The sequence below is a fragment of the Micrococcus sp. KRD012 genome, assembly GCF_017168555.1.
Taxonomy (GTDB): domain Bacteria; phylum Actinomycetota; class Actinomycetes; order Actinomycetales; family Micrococcaceae; genus Micrococcus; species Micrococcus luteus.
This window is the reverse complement of the sequence record NZ_JABFBB010000012.1, coordinates 4,291-23,507: the sequence shown is the minus strand read 5'-3', so window position 1 is coordinate 23,507 and position 19,217 is coordinate 4,291. Positions and strand designations below refer to the sequence as shown.

20 protein-coding genes and 1 pseudogene are annotated in these 19,217 nt (G+C 72.6%); 8 read left to right on the top strand and 13 right to left on the bottom strand.

Features of this window, described 5'->3' with window-relative positions; translation table 11 throughout:
* The first annotated feature begins 32 nt into the window (after positions 1-32).
* The 3 genes from denD to J1M37_RS06085 are packed head-to-tail and all read left to right on the top strand — an operon-like array spanning position 33 to position 3,066.
* On the top strand, positions 33-992 hold the full coding sequence (gene denD / locus J1M37_RS06095) for a D-erythronate dehydrogenase (protein WP_020625806.1): 960 nt from the start codon (positions 33-35) through the stop codon (positions 990-992).
* 42 nt (positions 993-1,034) lie between these two features.
* Positions 1,035-2,432, top strand: a complete 1,398-nt coding sequence (locus J1M37_RS06090) for a GntP family permease (RefSeq protein WP_063189464.1) — start codon at positions 1,035-1,037, stop codon at positions 2,430-2,432.
* 10 nt (positions 2,433-2,442) lie between these two features.
* Positions 2,443-3,066: a class II aldolase/adducin family protein gene (locus J1M37_RS06085; RefSeq protein WP_049147437.1), complete on the top strand. Its 624-nt coding sequence runs from the start codon at positions 2,443-2,445 to the stop codon at positions 3,064-3,066.
* A 214-nt stretch (positions 3,067-3,280) separates the two neighbouring features.
* Here the strand turns inward: J1M37_RS06085 and J1M37_RS06080 are convergent, their stop codons facing one another.
* Positions 3,281-4,342 carry a zinc-binding dehydrogenase gene (locus J1M37_RS06080; RefSeq protein WP_144819797.1) on the bottom strand — a complete coding sequence of 354 codons (1,062 nt, stop codon included), beginning with the start codon at positions 4,340-4,342 and terminating at the stop codon, positions 3,281-3,283.
* A gap of 265 nt (positions 4,343-4,607) precedes the next feature.
* On the opposite strand from J1M37_RS06080, the gene J1M37_RS06075 reads away from it, so the two are divergent.
* Positions 4,608-6,110 carry a long-chain-fatty-acid--CoA ligase gene (locus J1M37_RS06075; RefSeq protein ID WP_144819796.1) on the top strand — a complete coding sequence of 501 codons (1,503 nt, stop codon included), beginning with the start codon at positions 4,608-4,610 and terminating at the stop codon, positions 6,108-6,110.
* A 7-nt stretch (positions 6,111-6,117) separates the two neighbouring features.
* A complete protein-coding gene (locus J1M37_RS06070) occupies positions 6,118-6,621 on the top strand; it encodes a DUF6226 family protein (protein ID WP_113914400.1) in 504 nt (167 codons plus the stop codon).
* A 28-nt stretch (positions 6,622-6,649) separates the two neighbouring features.
* Here J1M37_RS06070 and J1M37_RS06065 read toward each other — a convergent pair whose 3' ends face one another.
* The 11 genes and pseudogenes from J1M37_RS06065 to J1M37_RS06015 all read right to left on the bottom strand — a co-directional run.
* Positions 6,650-7,402 (bottom strand): metal-dependent hydrolase, encoded by a 753-nt coding sequence (locus tag J1M37_RS06065; RefSeq protein WP_113914399.1) that lies wholly within the window; start codon positions 7,400-7,402, stop codon positions 6,650-6,652.
* A 177-nt stretch (positions 7,403-7,579) separates the two neighbouring features.
* Positions 7,580-8,314 carry an LrgB family protein gene (locus J1M37_RS06060; RefSeq protein WP_036315548.1) on the bottom strand — a complete coding sequence of 245 codons (735 nt, stop codon included), beginning with the start codon at positions 8,312-8,314 and terminating at the stop codon, positions 7,580-7,582.
* The gene (locus J1M37_RS06055; protein WP_036315546.1) at positions 8,311-8,673 is read right to left on the bottom strand and encodes a CidA/LrgA family protein; all 363 of its coding nucleotides are present in this window, start codon (positions 8,671-8,673) and stop codon (positions 8,311-8,313) included. Before J1M37_RS06055 ends, J1M37_RS06060 begins: the two co-directional genes overlap by 4 nt.
* The gene (locus J1M37_RS06050) at positions 8,670-9,377 is read right to left on the bottom strand and encodes a GntR family transcriptional regulator (protein WP_041104849.1); all 708 of its coding nucleotides are present in this window, start codon (positions 9,375-9,377) and stop codon (positions 8,670-8,672) included. Before J1M37_RS06050 ends, J1M37_RS06055 begins: the two co-directional genes overlap by 4 nt.
* Positions 9,378-9,645: 268 nt before the next feature.
* The gene (locus J1M37_RS06045) at positions 9,646-10,653 is read right to left on the bottom strand and encodes a GIY-YIG nuclease family protein (protein WP_095695121.1); all 1,008 of its coding nucleotides are present in this window, start codon (positions 10,651-10,653) and stop codon (positions 9,646-9,648) included.
* A 102-nt stretch (positions 10,654-10,755) separates the two neighbouring features.
* Entirely contained in the window at positions 10,756-10,911 is a 156-nt protein-coding gene (locus tag J1M37_RS06040) for a hypothetical protein (protein ID WP_158184087.1), read from the bottom strand.
* A 33-nt stretch (positions 10,912-10,944) separates the two neighbouring features.
* A complete protein-coding gene (locus tag J1M37_RS06035; RefSeq protein ID WP_129866855.1) occupies positions 10,945-11,811 on the bottom strand; it encodes an 8-oxoguanine DNA glycosylase OGG fold protein in 867 nt (288 codons plus the stop codon).
* Between the two features lie 43 nt (positions 11,812-11,854).
* Entirely contained in the window at positions 11,855-12,451 is a 597-nt protein-coding gene (locus J1M37_RS06030; protein WP_020621621.1) for a DinB family protein, read from the bottom strand.
* A 23-nt stretch (positions 12,452-12,474) separates the two neighbouring features.
* The gene (locus tag J1M37_RS06025) at positions 12,475-12,735 is read right to left on the bottom strand and encodes an alpha/beta fold hydrolase (protein ID WP_020621622.1); all 261 of its coding nucleotides are present in this window, start codon (positions 12,733-12,735) and stop codon (positions 12,475-12,477) included.
* Positions 12,736-13,036: 301 nt separating this feature from the next.
* Positions 13,037-14,257 (bottom strand): Fic family protein, encoded by a 1,221-nt coding sequence (locus tag J1M37_RS06020; RefSeq protein ID WP_134377327.1) that lies wholly within the window; start codon positions 14,255-14,257, stop codon positions 13,037-13,039.
* A pseudogene (locus J1M37_RS06015) lies at positions 14,254-14,601 on the bottom strand (GNAT family N-acetyltransferase); the annotation flags it as partial. The pseudogene J1M37_RS06015 and the gene J1M37_RS06020, both read right to left, overlap by 4 nt.
* Positions 14,602-14,711: 110 nt before the next feature.
* On the opposite strand from J1M37_RS06015, the gene J1M37_RS11720 reads away from it, so the two are divergent.
* On the top strand, positions 14,712-15,854 hold the full coding sequence (locus tag J1M37_RS11720; RefSeq protein WP_206452322.1) for a GNAT family N-acetyltransferase: 1,143 nt from the start codon (positions 14,712-14,714) through the stop codon (positions 15,852-15,854).
* A 65-nt stretch (positions 15,855-15,919) separates the two neighbouring features.
* Here the strand turns inward: J1M37_RS11720 and J1M37_RS06005 are convergent, their stop codons facing one another.
* On the bottom strand, positions 15,920-16,369 hold the full coding sequence (locus tag J1M37_RS06005; protein WP_041104837.1) for a hypothetical protein: 450 nt from the start codon (positions 16,367-16,369) through the stop codon (positions 15,920-15,922).
* Positions 16,370-16,691: 322 nt separating this feature from the next.
* On the opposite strand from J1M37_RS06005, the gene J1M37_RS06000 reads away from it, so the two are divergent.
* Positions 16,692-18,431, top strand: coding sequence for a glycerol-3-phosphate dehydrogenase/oxidase (locus J1M37_RS06000; protein WP_134416195.1), 1,740 nt, complete (start codon positions 16,692-16,694; stop codon positions 18,429-18,431).
* A 13-nt stretch (positions 18,432-18,444) separates the two neighbouring features.
* On the top strand, positions 18,445-19,167 hold the full coding sequence (locus tag J1M37_RS05995) for an MIP/aquaporin family protein (protein ID WP_010079813.1): 723 nt from the start codon (positions 18,445-18,447) through the stop codon (positions 19,165-19,167).
* Positions 19,168-19,217 lie beyond the last annotated feature (50 nt).

The window sequence follows — 19,217 nt, the reverse complement described above, 5'->3', positions numbered from 1 at the left end:
CCTCCCGACCCTTCCCACGTAGGAGAACACCCATGAACATCGTCGTCACCGGCGGCGCCGGCTTCCTCGGCAGCCGCGTGATCCGCTCCCTCCTCCAGGCCCAGGACGCCGGCCGCCTGCCCGTGCCGGTGGACTCCGTCGTCTCGCTCGACCTGGCGCCCTGCCCTGTGGAGGACCCCCGGGTGAGCTCCCGGGTCGGCGACATGGCCGACCCCGCGGTCCTGGCCGAGGCCATCACCGCAGACACGGCAGGGATCTTCCACCTCGCCGCCGTGCTCTCCGGCGGCGCCGAGCAGGACTTCAACCTCGCGCTGCGCGTGAACGTGGACGCCACGGAGCGGCTGCTGGAGGCCGCCCGTGCCACCGGAGCCCGGCCCCGGTTCGTCTTCACCAGCTCCCTGGCCGTGTTCGGCAGCGCCGTGCCGACGGTGGTCCCCGAAGACCTGGCCACCCAGCCCGAGTCCACCTACGGGGCGACGAAGGCCATCGGCGAACTGCTGGTCAACGAGTACTCGCGCAAGGGGTACGTGGACGGCCGGGTCTGCCGGCTGCCCACCATCTCGGTGCGACCCGGGAAGCCGAACTCGGCCGCGTCCTCGTTCGCCAGCGGCATCATCCGCGAGCCCCTCCAGGGTCTGCAGGCTGAGCTGCCGGTGCCGGAGGACACCCGGATGTGGCTGTCCTCCCCCGACACGGCGGTGCAGAACCTCGTGCACGCCTTCATCGTGGAGTCCGAGCGGCTAGGGGGCTGGCGGGTGCTGAACATCCCGGGCGTCTCCGTGACCGTGGCGGAGATGCTCGACGCCCTCGAGGCCGTCGGGGGGCCCGAGGCACGGGCACGGGTCGTCCCACGCCCGGATCAGCGGGTCATGGACATCGTGTGCTCGTGGCCCGGCGAGTTCGACGTCGAGCGAACCCTGTCCCTCGGCTTCCGCCCAGACAGCAGCTTCGAGGCCGCCGTCCGTCAGTTCCACCGCGAGTTCGTCGCCTGAGTCGGCCTCACCCCTCGGATCCACACCACTAGGAGAACCACCATGAACGGGCTCGAAGCCTCCGAGATCGGTGCGCTGGTCGGCCTCACGGCAGCCGTCGCCCTGCTCATCTTCTTCGTCATCCGGACCAAGATCCACGCCGTCCTGGCCTTGGTCATCGCCGCCTCCATCGCGGGTCTGGCGGCCGGGATGGCCCCGGACGCCGTTATCCAGGCCATCACCACCAGCTTCGGCTCGACCCTCGGGACCATCGGCCTCGTCATCGGCATGGGCGTGATGATGGGGCGCATCCTCGAGGTCTCGGGGGCCGCGGAAAAGCTGGCCTACTCCCTCATCCGCGTGCTGGGTAAGGGGAAGGAGGAGTGGGCGCTCGCCGGCGCGGGCTTCGTCATCTCCATCCCGATCTTCGTGGACTCCGCCTTCGTGATCCTGCAGCCGCTCGTGCGGTCGCTGGCCCGGACCTCCGGGCGGTCCATCCTCACCCTGGGCATCGCCCTCGCCGGCGGCCTGGTCGTCACCCACCACGCCGTCCCCCCGACGCCGGGCCCGCTCGGCGCCGCCGGCATCTTCGACGTGAACGTCGGCGAGATGATCCTCTGGGGCCTCATCCTCAGCTTCCCCGCCATGATCGCGGTGACCCTGTACGCGAAGGTCATGGGTCCGAAGATCGAGGCCATGATCGAACGGGACACGGGCGAACGCCTCTCCCCCGCGGAGGCCTTCGGGGAGTTCCAGGAGCGTGCCGCCGTCCGGGAACGCGAGCTGCCCGGGCTGTTCATCTCGATCCTGCCGATCCTGCTGCCGATCGTCCTGATCTTCCTGAACACCTTCTCCGCCACCATGGTGGAGGACAACGAAGGTGCCCTGCCTGCCGGGCTGGTCTCCACGCTCGCCTTCATCGGCAACCCCGTCATCGCCCTGCTGCTCGGCGTCCTCGTGGCGATCTACGGCCTCGCCCGCAACCAGTCGCGCCAGGAGACTCTGGACGACATGGAGTTCGGCGTACAGTCGGCGGGCATCATCCTGTTGGTCACCGGCGCCGGCGGAGCCCTCGGCGGCGTTCTGCGCGAGTCCGGGACGGCGGAGTCCATCGGCCAGGCAGTGGCCGGCCTCCCCCTGCCGACCATCCTGATCCCGTTCGTCATCGCGACCATCGTCCGCCTCATCCAGGGGTCCGGTACGGTGGCCATCATCACCTCCGCCTCGATCTCCGCACCCATCCTCGCGGCCATGCCGGATGTGAACATGGTGTTGGCCGCGCAGGCCGCCGCCCTCGGCTCGCTGTTCTTCGGTTACTTCAACGACAGCTTCTTCTGGGTGGTGAACCGGATGCTGGGCATCAAGAACGCCAAGCATCAGATCCTCGCGTGGTCCATCCCCACCACGATCGCCTGGGCGACCACCCTGGTCGCCCTGCTCATCGCCAACGCACTCGTCTGAGAGGAGCCCCGTGACCGACGAGTCCTTGCTGCGCCGTCAGATCGCCGAGTTCGGTGCAAGCCTGTTCTCCCGTGGATTCTCCGTGGGCAGCGCCGGCAACATCAGCGTCCGGATCGAGGGCGGGTATCTCATGACGCCCACCAACTCCTCCCTCGGCCGGCTGGACCCCGAGGCGCTCTCCGTGCTGGATGAACACTGGAGGCACCAGGCTGGTCCCCGGCCGTCCAAGGAGGTGGTGATGCATCGGGCCATGTACGAGGCCCGCCCGGAGGCACAGGCGATCGTGCACCTGCACTCGACCTACGTGACGGCGTACAGCTGCCTGGCCGAGGACGGGGGCATCCCGCCCCTCACCCCGTACTTCGTGATGCGGCTGGGCCGGGACGTGCCGACCGTCCCCTACCACCGACCCGGTTCGGCGGAGATGCTGGACGACATCCTCGGGGCCGGGCGCCGGTCCCCCGGCGTGGTGCTGGCCAACCACGGCTCGATCGTCGCCGGTGCCACGTTGGAGAGCGCGGTCAACGCCGCGGAGGAGCTGGAGGTGTCGGCGCAGCTCGCCTTCCTGCTGGAGGGGCGCCCCACCCGCCCGCTGACCGAGGCGCAGGTCCAGGAGCTCCTCGGGCCGCAGTGACCCGAGGCCGATGGCTGGCGCGCGGGGCGTGGTGCAGCCACGCGGCAGGCGACGTCGGCCCGGTCGGTGCCAGCCAGGCTGCGGCGCCGGTGGCCGCATGGGAAGGGCACGTCATGAGCGGAGGTCCTCCTCGAAGGACGGGGGTGGCCGGCGCGGACGTGGCCGGGCCGCCCACCTTCCAAGCGGAGGCGGACACGCTCAGCGCGCGGGTGCCTCAGACCTCCAGCAGCACCTTGATCTCGCGGCGCTCGTCCATGGCCTGGTACGCCTCGGCGGCGTCGTCGAGCGGCATGCGCGCGGTGAACACGCGGCCGGGCTGGATCTCCCCGGACTGGATGCGCTCGATCAGCTCGGGCAGGAAGCGGCGGACGGGCGCGGGCCCGCCCTCGAGGTGGATCTCACGGCCGAAGAGGTCAGAGCCGTCGAGGGTCTGGTCGTGGGAGACGCCCACGAACCCGACGTACCCGCCGGGGCGCACCGAGGCCAGGGCCTGGTCCATGGAGCCCTGCGTGCCGACGGCCTCGCACACCCCGTGCGCGCCGTAGCTGCCGGTGAGCTCGCGCACCTGGGCGGCGCCCTCCTCGCCGCGCTCGGCGATCACGACGTCCGCGCCGAACTCACGGGCGAGCGCGGCCCGATCCTCATGGCGGGAGAACACGATGACCTGCTCCGCGCCGAGGGTCTTGGCGGCCAGGACGGCGCACAGGCCCACGGCGCCGTCGCCGACCACGGCGATGGTCTTGCCGGGGCCGGCCTGCGCGGCGACGGCGGCGTACCAGCCGGTGCCGAGCACATCCGAGGCGGCGAGGTAGTCGGCCAGGCGGTCCGGGTCCGAGGGCTCACCCCCGGGCACCTTCACGAGGGAGCCGTCCGCGAGCTCGACACGCATGTACTGCGCCTGGCTGCCCGTGTACTCGCCGGCGTTGACGCAGCGGGACTGGTAGCCGGCCTGGCAGATCTCGCACGTGTTGTCCGAGAGCATGAACGAGCCGATCACGAAGTCGCCGACCTCGAGGGTGGCGACGTCCTCGCCCTTCTCCACGATCGTGCCGACGTACTCGTGGCCCATGCGCCGGTGGTCGACGTCGTTGTGGCCGCGGTAGGGCCACAGGTCCGAGCCGCACACGCACGCGGCGGCCAGCTTCAGGACCACGTCCGTGGGCTGGGCGACGCGCGGGGTGTCCACCTCCTCAACGACGACGTCGCCGGGCGCGCGCATGACGACGGCCTTCATCGTCGCGGGGATGGCAGGGGTGGCGGGGGGCTGTGCGGTCATGGTCTGTCCTCCGGTCTGGCCCGGCGGTCCGGGCGGCGGTGTGCGGGGACCAGTCTTGCGCCCCTGGGCCGTGGAGACGACACATCGACGTCGCAGGCGGGGCCGGTGGATGACCGCGCGCCAGCGACATCACCGCCGGGCAGAACCGCGGTGATGTCGCTGGCGTGAGGTCGGCCGACACACCTCGCTCGGCTCACAGCGAACGAGCGACGCCGGGCGTTACGCTGTGGTTCCCATCACATCCGACTCCCCTCGGAGGCCCGTCGTGACCCTCACCCTGCCCGCCCGCCTCGAGCGCACCGCCGCCGAACACCCGAACTCCACCGCCCTGATCCTCGGCGAGAACCGCATGACGTACGCGGAGCTGCATGACCAGTCCCAGCGTCTGGCCGGGCTCATGCGGCAGGAGGGCATCGGCCCCGGGGACCGCGTGGCGCTCATGGTGCCGAACATCCCGGCGTTCCCGGTGGTGTTCTTCGCGGCCCTGCAGCTGGGCGCCGTCGTCGTCCCCATGAACCCGCTGTTCAAGCGCCGCGAGATCGAGTACTACCTGGAGGACTCGGGCGCGTCGATGCTGTGGTCCGTGCCGTCCGAGGAAGCCGTGGAGGGCGCCCGCGAGCGCGGTGTGCCGCTGCGCACCCTCGGCGAGGACGGCCTCGCCCCGCACCTCGCGGAGAGCCCCGGCCCGGTGACCGAGACCGTCGAGCGGGACCTCGAGGACGACGCCGTCATCCTCTACACCTCCGGCACCACCGGCCGCCCCAAGGGCGCCCAGCTGACCCACCGGAACATGGGCACCAACGCGGACACCGCGGCGGAGACGCTGATCCAGCTCCAGCACGGGGAGACCGTGCTCGGCTGCCTGCCGCTGTTCCACGTGTTCGGCCTCACGTGCGCGCTCATGGCGCCCGTGACCATGGGCGCCAGCCTGGCGTTGATCCCCCGCTTCGATCCCGCCGTGGCCGCGCAGACCGTCCGCGAGCACGCGGTGGACGTGTTCATCGGCGTGCCCACCATGTACGGGGCCGTGCTGGCCGCGGCCAAGGACCGTCCGGAGGACCTGGCCAGCCTGCGCCTGGGCGTCTCCGGCGGATCCGCCCTGCCCGTGGAGCTGCTGCGCCGCTTCGAGGCCACCTTCGACTGCGAGATCCTCGAGGGCTACGGCCTGTCCGAGACCTCCCCGGTCGCGTGCTTCAACCATCCGGGTGAGGCGCATCAGCCGGGCTCGATCGGACGCGCCGTCCGCGGGTGCGAACTGCAGCTGGTGACGCCGGACGGGGCCGTCGTGCCCGAGGGCGATGAGGAGACCCTGGGCGAGGTGTGGATCCGCGGGGAGAACGTGATGAAGGGCTACTGGGGCAAGCCGGAGGCCACCGCCCAGGCCATCACCGAGGACGGCTGGTTCCGCTCCGGCGACCTCGCCCGGCGCGATGCCGCGGGCAACTACTACATCGTGGACCGCACGAAGGACATGATCCTGCGCGGCGGGCTCAACGTGTACCCGCGCGAGATCGAGGAGGTGCTCTACGAGCACCCGGCCGTCGCGGAGGCCGCCGTGGTGGGGGTGCCCCACCCGGAGCTCGGCCAGGAGGTCGCCGCGCACGTGGTGCTCGCCCCCGGCGCGCACGCCACGGAGGAGGAGCTGATCCAGCACGTGAAGTCCCAGGTGGCGCCCTACAAGTACCCGCGCACCGTGACCGTGCGGGACGGGCTGCCCAAGACCGCCACCGGCAAGATCCTCAAGCGGGAACTGACGCCGACGGAGTGAGCCCGGGATGACCGCCCGGGCCCGCGTGTGGGCCGAGGTGCTCGCGGAGGCGGGCGCCGCGGTCGCCCCGGACCCGGTGCGTGGCATCCCGTTCGACGAGGCCGGGCGCGCAGACCTGGCGGTCCCCGTGGGCCGGGCGCTGCGGGTGGCGCCGCCGGCCGGCGTCGACGGCGCCTCCCCCTGGTGGCTGCGGGAGACGGACGTGCCCCAGGACGACGACGGCGGTGTCCTTCCGGTGCTCCGGGTGGCGGTCGGCGCCCCGGGGCAGGTGCACGCGCTGCTCCCGGACTGCGGATGCGACGCATGCGACCCCGGGTCGGACGAGCTGCTCGAGGCCGTGGACCAGGCGGTCGTGCGAGCAGACGGCACGGCCGAGGGGCAGGCCCGGGTCCCGGGGTGGTCGTTCGAGGCGCTCACGGACGCGTGCCGGGACCTGGCCGCCGGCGGCCGTCCGAGGCTGCCGCGTGGGACCGAGGCGACCGTGCGGGCGGGGTGGTTCCCGGAGGCGTGAGGGGGCGGCGGTGGCCGGGTGCTGCCGCTCAGAACAGTGCCGCCACCCCGCGAGCGGCGAGCGGGACGAGTCGCACGGCCCGCACCACGGTGAACGCGGTGACCACCGAGACGAGCACCCACTCCCGCCAGGACCCGGTCCGGCCGAGCAGGGGGAGCCGGAACCGTCCGGAGGACTGCCACCACCACAGGCGCGCGGGGGGCTCCGGGCTGAGCGGCCAGAGCAGGGCCACCCCGTTGTTGGTGAGGGCGTCGCCGAGGATGTGCACGCTCACGCCGACGGCCACGGAGGCGGGGATCCACCACAGCCCGTCGCTGAGGACGGTCGCCGACACCGCGACCAGGATGCCGAGCGCCCACGCGGCCCTCCATCCCCGGTTCGGGAGCAGTCGGAGGGCCTTGGCGGCCACGGCCGCCAGGAACGCGGCGATGACCCCCTGCCCCGGCGTGTAGACGTGCCCCGCGATCGGCACCTGGATGGAGGCGGCCGCCGTCGCGATGGCGGTGAACGCCGCGACCCCCACCAGCGAGTGTGTGCCGCGCCGATGCCCGCCGGCCACGTGGCGGATGCCGCGGCTCATCCACTCGGTCAGGGGCGGCAGGGCGTGGACGACGGTGGCGCGGGGGTGGTCCCAGTCGCTGATCATGGCCGCGCCGGCGGTGGTCACGGCGCCGAGCAGCTGGAGTTCGGCGGGCAGGTGCAGCACGGCGATCGGCGACTGCCAGTGCGTGAGCGCCAGCCAGGCCGCGGCGCCGGTGGCCGCGTGGGACGGGCCCATCATGGGTGGGGTCCTCTCGTTCGCAGGACCGGGCCGCGTCACCGCGCCAGCGAGGGCCGGCGGGCGGCCCGCGGGGAAGGAAGAGGACCAGGGTGGCAGGCGGGGCGGACACGGTAAGGAGGCCGCCGCGGCTGGAGCGGGTCGAGGCGGCTGCCCGGCCGGGGGCGGCCGCCCGGCCCCTCACCCCGTCATCGCCAGCACGAGCGGGGCCAGCAGGGCGGTGAGCACGCCGGAGCAGGCCATGGCGAGGGCGGAGAACGCACCGGTCTTCGGGCCTTCGGCGAGGGCGCGGGCGGTGCCGATGCCGTGGGAGCTCACGCCGATGGCCAGGCCGCGCACGCGGGGGTCGCGCACGCGCAGCCGGTCGAGCACCCAGGGGGCGAGCACGGCGCCGAGCACGCCGGTGAGCACGGGGAGCACGGCGGCGAGGGAGACGATCCCGCCGCCGGCGTCGGCCACCGCCATGGCGATCGGCGTCGTCGCGGACTTGGGGGCGAACGTGGCGGCCAGCGCGGCGTCCCCGCCCATTGCCCGCACGATCAGCACGGCGCTCACCATGGCGGTCAGCGAGCCGACGGTGACCCCGACGGCGACCGGCAGCAGCAGCTTCCGGATGTCAGGGCCGGCCCGGTACAGGGGGACGGCGAGGGCCACGGTGGCGGGGCCCAGCAGGAAGGTGAGGTAGCTGCCGCCGATCATGTAGGTCTCGTAGTCGATGCCGGTCAGGGCCAGGAACGCGGCCACCAGCACGATCGTCACGAGCACGGGCGTGAGCAGGGCGGTCTGCCGGGCGGCGAGCCACAGGCGGCGGGAGAGCACGGCGACGGCGAGGGTCAGCGCGATGCCGAACAGCGGTGTGTGCAGGAGCGCGTCCCAGGCCTCGGCGAGGGAGTCGGTCAGTTCGGCGGCGTTCACTGTGCGTCCTCCTTGTCCGTGAGGCGGCGGGCGAGCGGGGCGGCGACGCCGGCGGTGACCACCAGCCCCAGCAGCCAGGGCACCACGAAGCCGACCAGCATCAGCGCCCGGTGTTCCTCGATGAGGCCCAGCACCGCGACGACGCCGACGCCCGCCGGGACGAACAGCAGCGGCAGGTGCTGGAGCAGGTGATGGCTCGCCGTCATCACCGGCGCGTCCTCGGCCGGCCGGCGCCACGCGAGCAGGCCGAGCAGCAGGAGCATGCCCAGCACGGCCCCGGGGATCGGCAGGTGCAGCGTGTCGGCCACGAGCGTGCCCGCCAGCTGGCAGAGCAGCAGGATCAGCAGGCCCTCGATCATCGGGGTTCACCTGCCTCGGACGGGCCCACGGGCGGCAGGCCGGGGACGACGCCGCTCCCCGCGGCGTCGAGGTGCGCCTGCAGGGCGCGCTGGGCGTCTGCGGCGCGCCCGGCGGCCAGCTGGGCGCAGATCTCGGCGTGCCCATCGAGGAGGCGGCGGGCGGCGTCGACGGATCCGCCGGTGGCGGCGTGGATCAGGCGTGCCAGGCGGGGGGCGAAGGTGCGCACGACCTCGTCGAAGGCGGCGTTGCCGCACGTGGCGATCACGTCCCGGTGGAAGCGCACGTCCAGCGCGGAGAAGGCAGCGAGGTCGCCGGCGTCCAGGGCGGCGCGCTGCTGCTCCAGGTTGGCGGTGAGCGTGGCGACGAGGGGCCCGACGGCGTCGGGCCGCGCGGCGACCGTGGCGAGGGCGGTGGACTCGAGGAGGCCGCGCAGGGCCGTGAGGTCGGCCACGCTCTGCGGCGTGAGGGCCTGCACGGCCGCGCCCTTCTTGGGGAGGAGCCGCACCAGGCCCCAGCGCTCGAGCTGGAGGAGGGCCTCCCGGGCCGGCGTCCGGGAGATGCCGGCCTCCGTGGAGAGCTGGACCTCGGTGAGCATCTCCCCCGCGGCGATCTCACCGCGGACGATGCGCCAGGCGACGTCGTGGGCCAGGCGGCCGGCAGCCGTGGCACGACTGCCCCATAAGGGGTCGGAGAGTGGAGTCATGCGGGCCAGAGTAATCGGATGCATGCATGGATGTATGCATTGTGTCGGACTCGGAAGGGGTCCGGGTGGGGAGGCGCCCATGATGCCGGCGCCCACCCTCGCCCCATGACCGTCGCCATCACCCGTCTCGACCCCGCCGGCGCGGACCGCGCGGAGCTCATTGCGCTGCTCACCGGCAACACGTGGCCCTTCCCTGTGCGCCCCACGTCACCCGGCCGGTGGCGAAGGAGGCCATCGAGGACGGCGGCAGGCACCACACACTGTCGGGTCACCAGCTCCCGATGTAGTCCTCCGGGCCGAGGAGACCCCGGGTGTCCGCCCAGGCTCCCCAGCGGTCGAGGAGGAGGGGGATGGCCTGGTCCTCCCACCAGGGCAGATGGACGAGGCCCTGACTCATGCCTCCGCGGTTGAACCGCTCCACATTGACCTTGTCCTCGTCGTAAGGCTCGGCCCCCTCGAGGGAGCGATCGAGCGCATCGCGCAGGAGCCGGCCGAGTTCATACTCACTGGTGGGCATGGGGGTGTCGTCGAGCCGTTCAGCGAGCTCCTCCCAGAGACCGACGCTTCCCCGCAGCCCGTACTGGCGGGGGCGGCGGCGGAACAAGTCGCCGACGGTCGCGCGCGCCGACGAATCGGCCCCCACCACGTCCACACCACGCTTCGCCTGCTCCGCCATGGCCGTGCGGGCCTTCCGGATGCGCTGGCGGAGCAGCTGTGCTTCGGGGCTGGTGCCGCCGTAGGTGAGGTTCAACGGCGGGGTGTGCGTGTCGATCACAGGCTTCTCAATGTCTCCGAGCGGTGTCACTTCCGCGAACCCGGCGGGTGCCTGCCACACGCGGACGGCGAGGTGACGCCGCATCCAGGTGGTCAGCTGCTCGCCGCTCTCCGGGGTGAGGGTGAATCGACCCGCGGAGGCGACGGCGACCGGCTCCAGGTCCAGCCGATCCACCAGGAGTGCGGCCAGGGTGCGGCGCAGAGTGGAGTGCGCGGTGCCGCCGTCCGCGAAATGCTTGCGTTCCAGGCGGGCCCGCAGGCTGCCCTCGGCCTTGCCGATGTAAAGCACATCGCTTCGACTGACAGACGTGTCCAATCGCAGCTCGGCTCGCGCCGCGTCAGGATCCTGCGCGACAACCGCGTATAGCCCGGTCGAATCCGGCACGACCTCGCCGCTACGCCCACCGATGACCACACCGCCGTCCTCGACGCGTGCGAACAGCTGGGGACCGTTCTGCAGAGCATGGGAAGCGGCCGCGATGAACCCCACCTTGGTGGTCATGCCAATGTCCTCTCTTCGTCCGGGACATCTACCCCGGCTGCGCCTCGAGCCTACGGAGGGTCCTGGACACGGTAGGCGCCCTTGCGATGGATCGCTGACCCCTCACCGCGCCAGGATCCACCGGTCCTCGGGGTCGAAGACGTGGAGGTCGTCGCATGCGAAGCCGCGCAGCCACGGGACGTGGTCCACGACACGCAGGTACAGGCCGCGGTGCACACCGGACTCGTCGCCGATCAGCTGCTCAGCGGACACGTTCATCCCGACGCCAACCGCGCACAGGCGGGCGGGGCTTCATGCCTCGTCGGGCGCCCGGTCCTCCGCGTCGGCGATGACGTCCTCCAGAGCCTGCAGGTGGGGCTCGGCGTCGTCCCCGGCGCCCAGGTCGGCCAGCGCGAGGCGGAGGGCCTCGAGCAGCTCGCCGGCCTCCGGGTCCGCGGCGGCGGAACTCCAGCTCTCCCGCCAGGGCTCCTGGGTGGCGTCCTGCTGCTGGAGGAAGATGAGCCGCTCGACGTCGTCGGCCGGGATCTTGAGTTCCTCACCCCACGCCTGCATGGTCTCCACGTACGTGGCGTACTTGCGGGGGTAGGTCCAACCGCCGCCGATCCGGACGTCGACGTCCTTCGCATGCTCGGCGAACCAAGCGCGCACCACGGAGTCGAGGACGGGGGCGATGTCGGACTCCCGGTGGGCCTTGGTGAGGAAGTAGAGGTACTTGGTGCCGAAGGCCGCGCCGAGGTGCTTGAGGCAGCCGACCCCGCTCTTGCGCTGCTGCCGGATGTGCTCGAAGGCCGCGGGCCCGCCCTGCTCGAGGGTGATGCGGGTGACGTCGGCGAGCTGCTCCTCAAACCCGGGCTGCGCCATGATGCGCTCCACCCGGGAGGGGCCGTAGCCGACCCGTCCGTATCCCCACACCATCGCGGCGATGAAGGCGTCCCGCTGCACGGCGCGGTCCTCGGCGGTCACCTTCGCGGCGTAACCGGTGACGACGGCGCGGGTCAGCGGCTCGCGCTCGAGGCAGGCGGGCAGGTCGGGCACGTGGGCCGTCCAGTGATCGAAGGACCAACGCGTGGGCTCGTCGGCGGGCCTGCCGGCGGCAGCCCACGCATCGAATGAGCGCTGGAGGGCAGGGGGTACGGCGGCAGCGGGGATACTCGTCATGGCCACAGCGTAGGCCCAGCGGCGGAACGGGAGGCATGTGCCTTCAGTTCCGGCCCGGCCCGCCGCTCCCCTCCGCGATGGCGGTCAGACGGTCCACGTGGGCGGCCCAGCGGTCGGCGCCCCACACGGGCAGGTTGTTCCCCGGGGCGCGCAGGCCGGCCTGCCCGTCGATCTGCTCCCGCAGGATGTCCGCGTGGCCGGCGTGCCGGGCCTCGTCCAGGGCGACGTGCGCGATGATCTGCGCGAGCGTGACCTCCGCCTTGTCGTCGGGCCACCACGCCACCCGCCCGTGGGCGTCGGCGCCGAGGGCCGTGATGGTCGCGTCCGCGTGTGCGAAGCAGCGGCGGGCGAACTCGAGGACGTCCTCGAGGGACTCCCCCTCGGCGGCGAACATGTCCACGTTGTCCTCCTCCGACTGCCCCGCCGCCGCCCAGGGCAGCTGCACCTCCGCGGGGCGGTCGAACGTCTCGCCGAAGTACTCCAGCTCGACGACGGCGGCGTGCTTGACCAGTCCCAGCAGGTTGGTGCCGGTGGGAGTGCGCGGCAGGCGGGCGTCGCGCTCGCTGAGGCCCTCGAGCTTCTGCAGGAGGGCCGCACGCTGGCGGCGCAGCCCGTCGTGGAGGATCTGCTTGTGGTCCATGAGGTGATCCTGCCCCAGAGCAATCAGGCCGCGAACCCCCGCACGAGCTCCGCCACCCGCTCCGGCGCGTCCAGGTGCACGTCGTGCCCCGCGCCGGGCACCTGCACGTGCCGCACATCCGGGCGCCGACGCCGCATCTCGTCCAGCTCTCCGGCGGGCACGTACCCGTTCTCCCCGGTGATCAGCAGGGTTGGCGCGGCGATCTGCCCCCATTCCTCCCACCGGGGCCGCTCGTGGACGGGCCGCAGGGCGGCCTCCAGCACGTCGACGTCGAAGCGTGGCACCCAGCCGACGTCGACGTCCCGGGTGGAGCGCGGGGAGGGCGCGGTTGCGGGCGGCCCCGCCCCTGACTGGCCGTTGCGCACCGCGCGCCTGACGCTGCGCCCACACCGGGAGGACGACCTCGGCTGGCCCTGCCGGATCGGTGTCTCTGGTGGTGGGGAACGTGGGCATGCCCGTGGGGACGTGATCCTGTGGCTGACGGACCGCGAGTCATCCCGCGGGCCTCACCTCGTGTGTTCGCCTGACCATGGCCGGGGCGCTACACACGGCACTGAGGCTGGTCAGCCCGGTAGTCCGCCCCCGTCAACCCCGCCGGCCCGCACGCGCGGCGAACTCGTCCAGACAGGCGAGCACCTCGGTGGCCAGCCACACCCGGTTCCGACGCTGGCTGGAGACCGGCTGCAGCACACCGGCCTCGACAAGCTGGTCCACGGCCCGCTGGGCGGCCGGGCGCGAGACACCCAGCACCTGGGCCAGGTGGTCCACGGTCACGGCGGGTTGCGCGATGATCACCGCGAGCGCCCGCCAGACCGCCGCGTCCCGCCGGGCGGTGAGCCGCTCGCGCCAGCCGGTCAGGGCCTCGTCCAGGTCCGCGACGAGCTCTCGGCCGTTGCCGACGGCGGCCAGGGCGGCCTGCGCGAAGCGGCGCACGATGGGCGCGGGGTCGCCGTCGCGGTAGGCGGTGAGGGCGTCGAAGTATCCGGCCGTGTCCGTGAGGAGTCCCGCGGAGAGGGGCACCCCCATACGGGTGATCGCGCCGGCCCGATGCAACACGGCGTGCACGAGGACGCGCCCGGTGCGGCCGTTGCCGTCCGCGAACGGGTGGATGGTCTCGAACTGGGCGTGCGCGATGGCGGCCTGCACGAGGGCGGGTACGTCCGTGCGGCGCAGATAGGCGAAGAGATCGTCCATCCCGGCACGCAGGCGCTCCGGATGGGGCGGGACGAACTGCGCCGTGTGCGGCGTGGGCGCCCCGCCCCCGATCCACCCCTGCGCATCGCGGTAGGCACCCGGCCGGGCATGCTCCTGACCGTCCATGAGGGCACGATGGGCGGCCAGCAGGGCGGGCTCGTCGAGGTCGGCGGCCAGCCGGGAAGCAGCGCCCATGGCCCTCACGTTCGCCGCCACGAGCGTTGCGTTCGGGCGGGTGCGTTCGCCGAGAGTCGCCAGGGCGAGGGCTCGCGCGCCCGCGGTGATGTGCTCGATCTGCGAGGAGGACGCGGACTCAGTGCGCAGGAGCACCGCGTCGATCGGGGCGATCTCTCCCGTGAGCCCCGGGAGGGCGTGGCTGATCTCAGCATCGAAGCGCACGACGGCGGCCGTCGCCTCCTCGACCTCGGTCGCCAGATCAGAGGGCAGGTCGAGCCCGAGTCGGGCGATGCGGGCTGGGAGCGCGGCTCGATATGGGCCTGCTGCACGCACGCGAGCGCGCCGAGTGAGGACGCCGGCGTCATCCGGGCCCGCGGCCCAGGGGCGCTCTTCCCAGCCGACGGCCCACGGGGTCGGGCGCGGATCGTTGCTCATGCCGCCACCTTACGCAACGTTATGTCTAGAGAGTTGCGTACTTCTGGGCGTCGTGAGGTGGAAAGCCGTCTGCCCCGGGCCCGATGCTCCGAGGCGAGCATCGCGTAAGTGACGCCGTCCACCCAGCCGCGGGTGCGGTGCAGTGACTCCTCCTTGAAGGTGCCCTCGTGGCGCAGGCCGACCTTCTCCATCACGCGCAGGATGGGCGCGTTGTCCGCGAAGGCGTGAGCCTCCACGGGTCGGACGCCGAGGCCTGCGAAGGCGAGGTCCAACAGGGCACAGGCCAGCTCGGTGGCGCGGCCCCGGCCGGCGTGGGCCTGGGCTATGGTCCAGCCGATCTCGGCCTGCGCGTCCCGGGCTTCCTCGCGCGGTGCGCCGCGAGGTCGAGGAGGGGCGTGGCCATGGGGTCACGGCAACGGGCGGCGGTGACGTCCCCTCCCCTACTCTCGGCCCCATGGACGTCACCTTCACTCCACTCGACCCGGCAGGCGCCGACCGGGACGCGCTCGTCGCCCTGCTCACCGAGAACGCGTGGCCGTTCCACACGCGCCCGCGCGTCACCCGGCCGGAGGCGGAGAAGGCCGTCGATGGCGGCGCCTGGGAGGATGAGGACCACCGCACCTTCTGGATCGAGCATCCCGAGCACGGCCGCGTCGGCGTGGTGCGCCTGGAGGACCTCACGGACCCCACCCCCTTGTTCGACCTGCGCGTGGCGGAGCGGTTCCGCGGGCGCGGGCTCGGCGCGCAGATCCTCACCGCGCTCACCCGGCGCGTCTTCGAGACGATGCCCGCGGTGGACCGCTTCGAGGGCCAGACCCGCGAGGACAACGTCCCCATGCTGCGCACCTTCCGCCGGGCCGGCTGGGTCAAGGAGGCGCACTACCGGCGCGGCTGGCCCGTGGACGGCGGCGAGCCGCTCGCGTCCGTGGCCTACGCAATGTTGCGCCAGGACTGGGCGTCCGGCACGACGACGCCGGTCCCGGCCGACGCGGACGTCACACCCCCGGCGGGGCGCAAGGAGGGCGCGGCTGCGGGCGGCCGCGCCCCTGACTGGCCGTTGCCCACCGCGCGGCTGACGCTGCGGCCGCACCGGGAGGACGACCGCGGCTGGTTGCAGGAGATGTACACGCAGCCCGAGGTGGTGCACCACCTGCTGGACGAGCCCTGGGACGAGGCGACCGCGCGGGCGAAGCTGGCCAAGCGGATCACGTGGGACGACCTCGGCGGCCCGTCCGGGGCGGCGTCCCTGGTGGTGGAGCACGCGGGCGTCCCCGTGGGTGACGTGATCCTGTGGCTGACGGACCGCGAGCGCGGTGTCGCGGAGATCGGCTGGGCTCTGGATCCGCGGCATGCTGGTCAGGGCTTCGCCCGGGAGGCCGCGGCTGCGCTGCTGGACCTGGGGTTCGAGACGTCTGGCCTGCACCGGGTGGTGGCACATATGGATGCCCGCAACACGGCGTCCGCCCGACTGGCCGAGACGCTCGGGATGCGTCGAGAGGCACACCACCGGCAGGACCTGTGGAGCAAGGGCGAGTGGACGGACACCCTCGTCTACGCGATGCTCGCGAGCGACCGGGGGGTGAGGGGCCATCTATGACGACGAACGGACTTCTACGCTCACCCCATGCAGCTCGAGACCGTGAGGGGATGGACTCGTGAGGCTCACCAGGTGCGCGGACCGAGATCCTCGAGGATCTCCAGGTCGAGAAGCCACTCGTCAGGGCGGGGAGTCTCGGGGAGCACCGGCTCGTAGGCGCCGACGTAGACGACCTCCCCCAAGCCGAGGCCGGTGGCCTCCTCCGGCTCCAGGATCGTCAGGTCAGCGTGGCCGGGGACGCGGTCGATCTCGGCGAGCCGCCCCGAGGGCCACACCTCGTGTACCGCCCTCACCACGGCCCGCACACGACGCAACGGGATCGACCCGGCGGGGCTGCCGTCGTCGTGATGGGTGACGACCCAGCCTGCAGAGGCCAGGGGCCCAGCCTGACTCACTCCCCGGGAGGGCAGCAGGATCAGCTCGTGGACTTCCCCCACGGCGATCGAGTCACCGCAGCATTCCTGCTCCCAGTCCGAGAGCGAGGCGCGGCCGACGGCGCCGACGGTGATGTCCATGGTCGGAGTGTAGGGGCGGGGCCTCACCCGTGGGCACGCGTCACCCGGGGCGCTCCGCCCTCGTTCCAGCGGAACAGGGTGAGGTGCCACAGCCCGGGGACCGTGCGAGACGGGTCACCTCCACGCGGGCCAATGTGCCCTGTACGAGCGGCTCGGGTTCCCCGAGACCGGACCCGGCGGGTGGCCGGCGCGTGGGCACCCGCGACCCGGGAGTGACATCATGGACCTCGGCTCGCGCTGATACCGGATCTCGTGACGTGACACCGGGTATCGTGAGCCACGCCACTACACTGTGTCTCCACTGATAAAGGAGCAACCCCCCATGCCGACCCTGCGAACCGTCTCCCTCTCCGCCGCCACGCGGGAGGATCACCTCGCCCGCCTCCGGGCCACCAGCCCGGAGGCCCCCCTCGACATCCTGATCGTGGGCGGCGGCTCCACCGGCGTGGGCGCCGCGTTCGACGCGGCCACCCGCGGCCTCGACGTGGGTATCGTCGAGGCCCGCGACTGGGCCTCCGGGACGTCGTCCCGCTCCTCCCGCCTCATGCACGGTGGCCTGCGCTACCTCGAGATGCTGGACGTCAAGCTGGTGTACGAGGCGCTGCGTGAGCGCGACCTGCTGCTCACCCAGACCGCGCCCCACCTGGTGCGCCCCCTGCGCTTCGTCTTCCCGTTCTTCCACAAGGTGATCGACCGCGGCTTCATCGGCGCCGGGGTCACCATGTACGACGCCATGCAGTCGCTCGGCCGCCGCCGCGCGATGGGCGCGCACCGCCATCTCAGCCGCCGCTCCATGGCCGCGACCTTCCCCTCCCTCGACGACGAGAAGATCGTCGGCGCGGTCGAGTACGCCGACGCCCAGTTCGACGACGCCCGCCTGGCCATGATGCTCGTGCGCTCCGCCGTGGACCACGGCGCCGTGGCCGCCAACTACACCGCCGTCACCGACTACCTGCGCGGCGACGACGGCCGTGTGCAGGGCGTGCGTGTCCGCGAGGAGACCTCCGGCGAGGAGTTCGACGTGCACGCGCGCGCCGTCATCCTGGCCGGGGGCGTCTGGACCCAGGAGCAGCAGGAGCTGGCCGAGGCCGACGGCGGCCTCGAGGTGCTCGCGTCCAAGGGCGCCCACATCACCGTCCCGCGCGACCGCATCCGCGCCGACGCCGCCACCGGCGTGATCACCAAGACGGAGAAGTCCGTGCTGTTCCTCATCCCGTGGGACGAGTACTGGGTGATCGGTACCACGGACACCCCGTGGGCGGAGGACGTGGCCCATCCGGCCACCACCGCGGACGACATCGACTACATCCTCGAGCACGCCAACGCGGTGCTGAAGGAGGACCTCACGCGTGACGACGTGATCGCCACGTACGCCGGCCTGCGCCCGCTCCTGCAGCCGGTCACCGGATCCGACGGCGGCTCCACCAAGATCTCCCGTGAGCACACCGTCACCGAGGTGGCCCCCGGCCTCACCGCCGTGGCCGGCGGCAAGTGGACCACGTACCGGGCCATGGCCGAGGACGTCGTGGACTTCGTGGTGCGCGAGACCCACCCGACCCGTCCCAGCCTCACCGAGCGCATCCCCGTGCTCGGCGGCCTCGGCTACTCGGAGATCGAGGCGGAGGCGGACCGCATCGCCGCCGACTACGGCCTGGACGAGGCCCGCGTGGACCGGCTCCTGTTCCGCTACGGCACCGTGCTGCGCCACGTGCTCGACCTGATCGACGCCGACCCGTCCCTGAGCGTCCCTCTCGCCGAGGCGCCGCGCTACCTGCGCGCCGAGATCGTCTACGCGGCCCGAGCCGAGGGCGTCGTCCACCTGGACGACGTCATCGAGCGCCGCACGCGCCTGTCCACCGAGGTCCGCGACCGCGGCGTCGCGGCGGCCGAGGAGATCGCGTCCCTCGTGGCCCCCGAGCTGGGCTGGGATGAAGAGCGCATCGCCGGTGAGATCCGGGCGTACAAGAACCTCGTCGCCGCACGCCTCCGCGGCGAGACCGCCCACGACGACGTCACCGCCGCCGCCGCGCTCGCGGCCGCCGACGCCGCCCCCACCCCCTGAAAGGAGCCCGTCCATGGGCACGATCTTCCTGCATGAGATCGCCGGCACGGCGATCCTCCTGCTGCTCGGCGTCGGCGTCGTCGCCAACGTCGTCCTGACGAAGACCAAGGGCAACGGCGGAGGCTGGCTGCTCATCAGCTTCGGCTGGGGGCTGGGCGTCTTCGCGGGCGTCTACGTCGCTGCCGCGACCGGTGCGCACCTGAACCCCGCCGTGACCGTCGGCCTGCTCGTCAGCGGCGCCGAGGAGTACGCCCCCGGCATCGCCGTGACCCTCGGCACCACGCTCGCGTACTTCGCGGCGCAGCTGATCGGCGCCTTCCTCGGCGCGGCCCTGGCCTGGCTGGCCTACCGCGACCACTACCAGGCGGAGACGGACCAGGGGGCGATCCTGGGCACGTTCGCCACAGGCCCCGAGATCCGCAACCCGCTGTGGAACATGGTCACCGAGGTGATCGCCACGTTCGTCCTGGTGTTCGTGATCCTGCTCTTCGGCTCCACCCCCTCCGGGCTCGGCCCGCTCGCGGTGGCCCTGCTCGTCGTCGCGATCGGCGCGAGCCTGGGCGGCCCCACGGGGTACGCCATCAACCCGGCGCGCGACCTGGGCCCCCGCCTGTTCCACGCCGTCGCGCCGATCCGGCACAAGGGCGGCTCGGACTGGGGCTACGCCTGGGTGCCGATCGTCGGCCCGCTCGTCGGCGCCGTCCTGGCCGGCCTCGCCGCGCCTCTGTTCGTCTGAGCGGTCTGCCCGTCCAACCCCGGCGGGCACGTTCCCCTGCGGGAACGTGC

Coding starts and splice junctions, on each gene's coding strand:
- J1M37_RS06055 (WP_036315546.1), bottom strand. CDS start 8,673: ATGATCGAGGGCCTGCTGATCCTGCTGCTCTGCCAGCTGGCGGGCACG.
- denD (WP_020625806.1), top strand. CDS start 33: ATGAACATCGTCGTCACCGGCGGCGCCGGCTTCCTCGGCAGCCGCGTG.
- J1M37_RS06020 (WP_134377327.1), bottom strand. CDS start 14,257: ATGAGCAACGATCCGCGCCCGACCCCGTGGGCCGTCGGCTGGGAAGAG.
- J1M37_RS06045 (WP_095695121.1), bottom strand. CDS start 10,653: ATGACCACCAAGGTGGGGTTCATCGCGGCCGCTTCCCATGCTCTGCAG.
- J1M37_RS05995 (WP_010079813.1), top strand. CDS start 18,445: ATGGGCACGATCTTCCTGCATGAGATCGCCGGCACGGCGATCCTCCTG.
- J1M37_RS06030 (WP_020621621.1), bottom strand. CDS start 12,451: ATGGACCACAAGCAGATCCTCCACGACGGGCTGCGCCGCCAGCGTGCG.
- J1M37_RS06070 (WP_113914400.1), top strand. CDS start 6,118: ATGACCGCCCGGGCCCGCGTGTGGGCCGAGGTGCTCGCGGAGGCGGGC.
- J1M37_RS06035 (WP_129866855.1), bottom strand. CDS start 11,811: ATGACGAGTATCCCCGCTGCCGCCGTACCCCCTGCCCTCCAGCGCTCA.
- J1M37_RS06040 (WP_158184087.1), bottom strand. CDS start 10,911: ATGAACGTGTCCGCTGAGCAGCTGATCGGCGACGAGTCCGGTGTGCAC.
- J1M37_RS06080 (WP_144819797.1), bottom strand. CDS start 4,342: ATGACCGCACAGCCCCCCGCCACCCCTGCCATCCCCGCGACGATGAAG.
- J1M37_RS11720 (WP_206452322.1), top strand. CDS start 14,712: ATGGACGTCACCTTCACTCCACTCGACCCGGCAGGCGCCGACCGGGAC.
- J1M37_RS06065 (WP_113914399.1), bottom strand. CDS start 7,402: ATGATGGGCCCGTCCCACGCGGCCACCGGCGCCGCGGCCTGGCTGGCG.
- J1M37_RS06005 (WP_041104837.1), bottom strand. CDS start 16,369: ATGGACATCACCGTCGGCGCCGTCGGCCGCGCCTCGCTCTCGGACTGG.
- J1M37_RS06050 (WP_041104849.1), bottom strand. CDS start 9,377: ATGACTCCACTCTCCGACCCCTTATGGGGCAGTCGTGCCACGGCTGCC.
- J1M37_RS06000 (WP_134416195.1), top strand. CDS start 16,692: ATGCCGACCCTGCGAACCGTCTCCCTCTCCGCCGCCACGCGGGAGGAT.
- J1M37_RS06090 (WP_063189464.1), top strand. CDS start 1,035: ATGAACGGGCTCGAAGCCTCCGAGATCGGTGCGCTGGTCGGCCTCACG.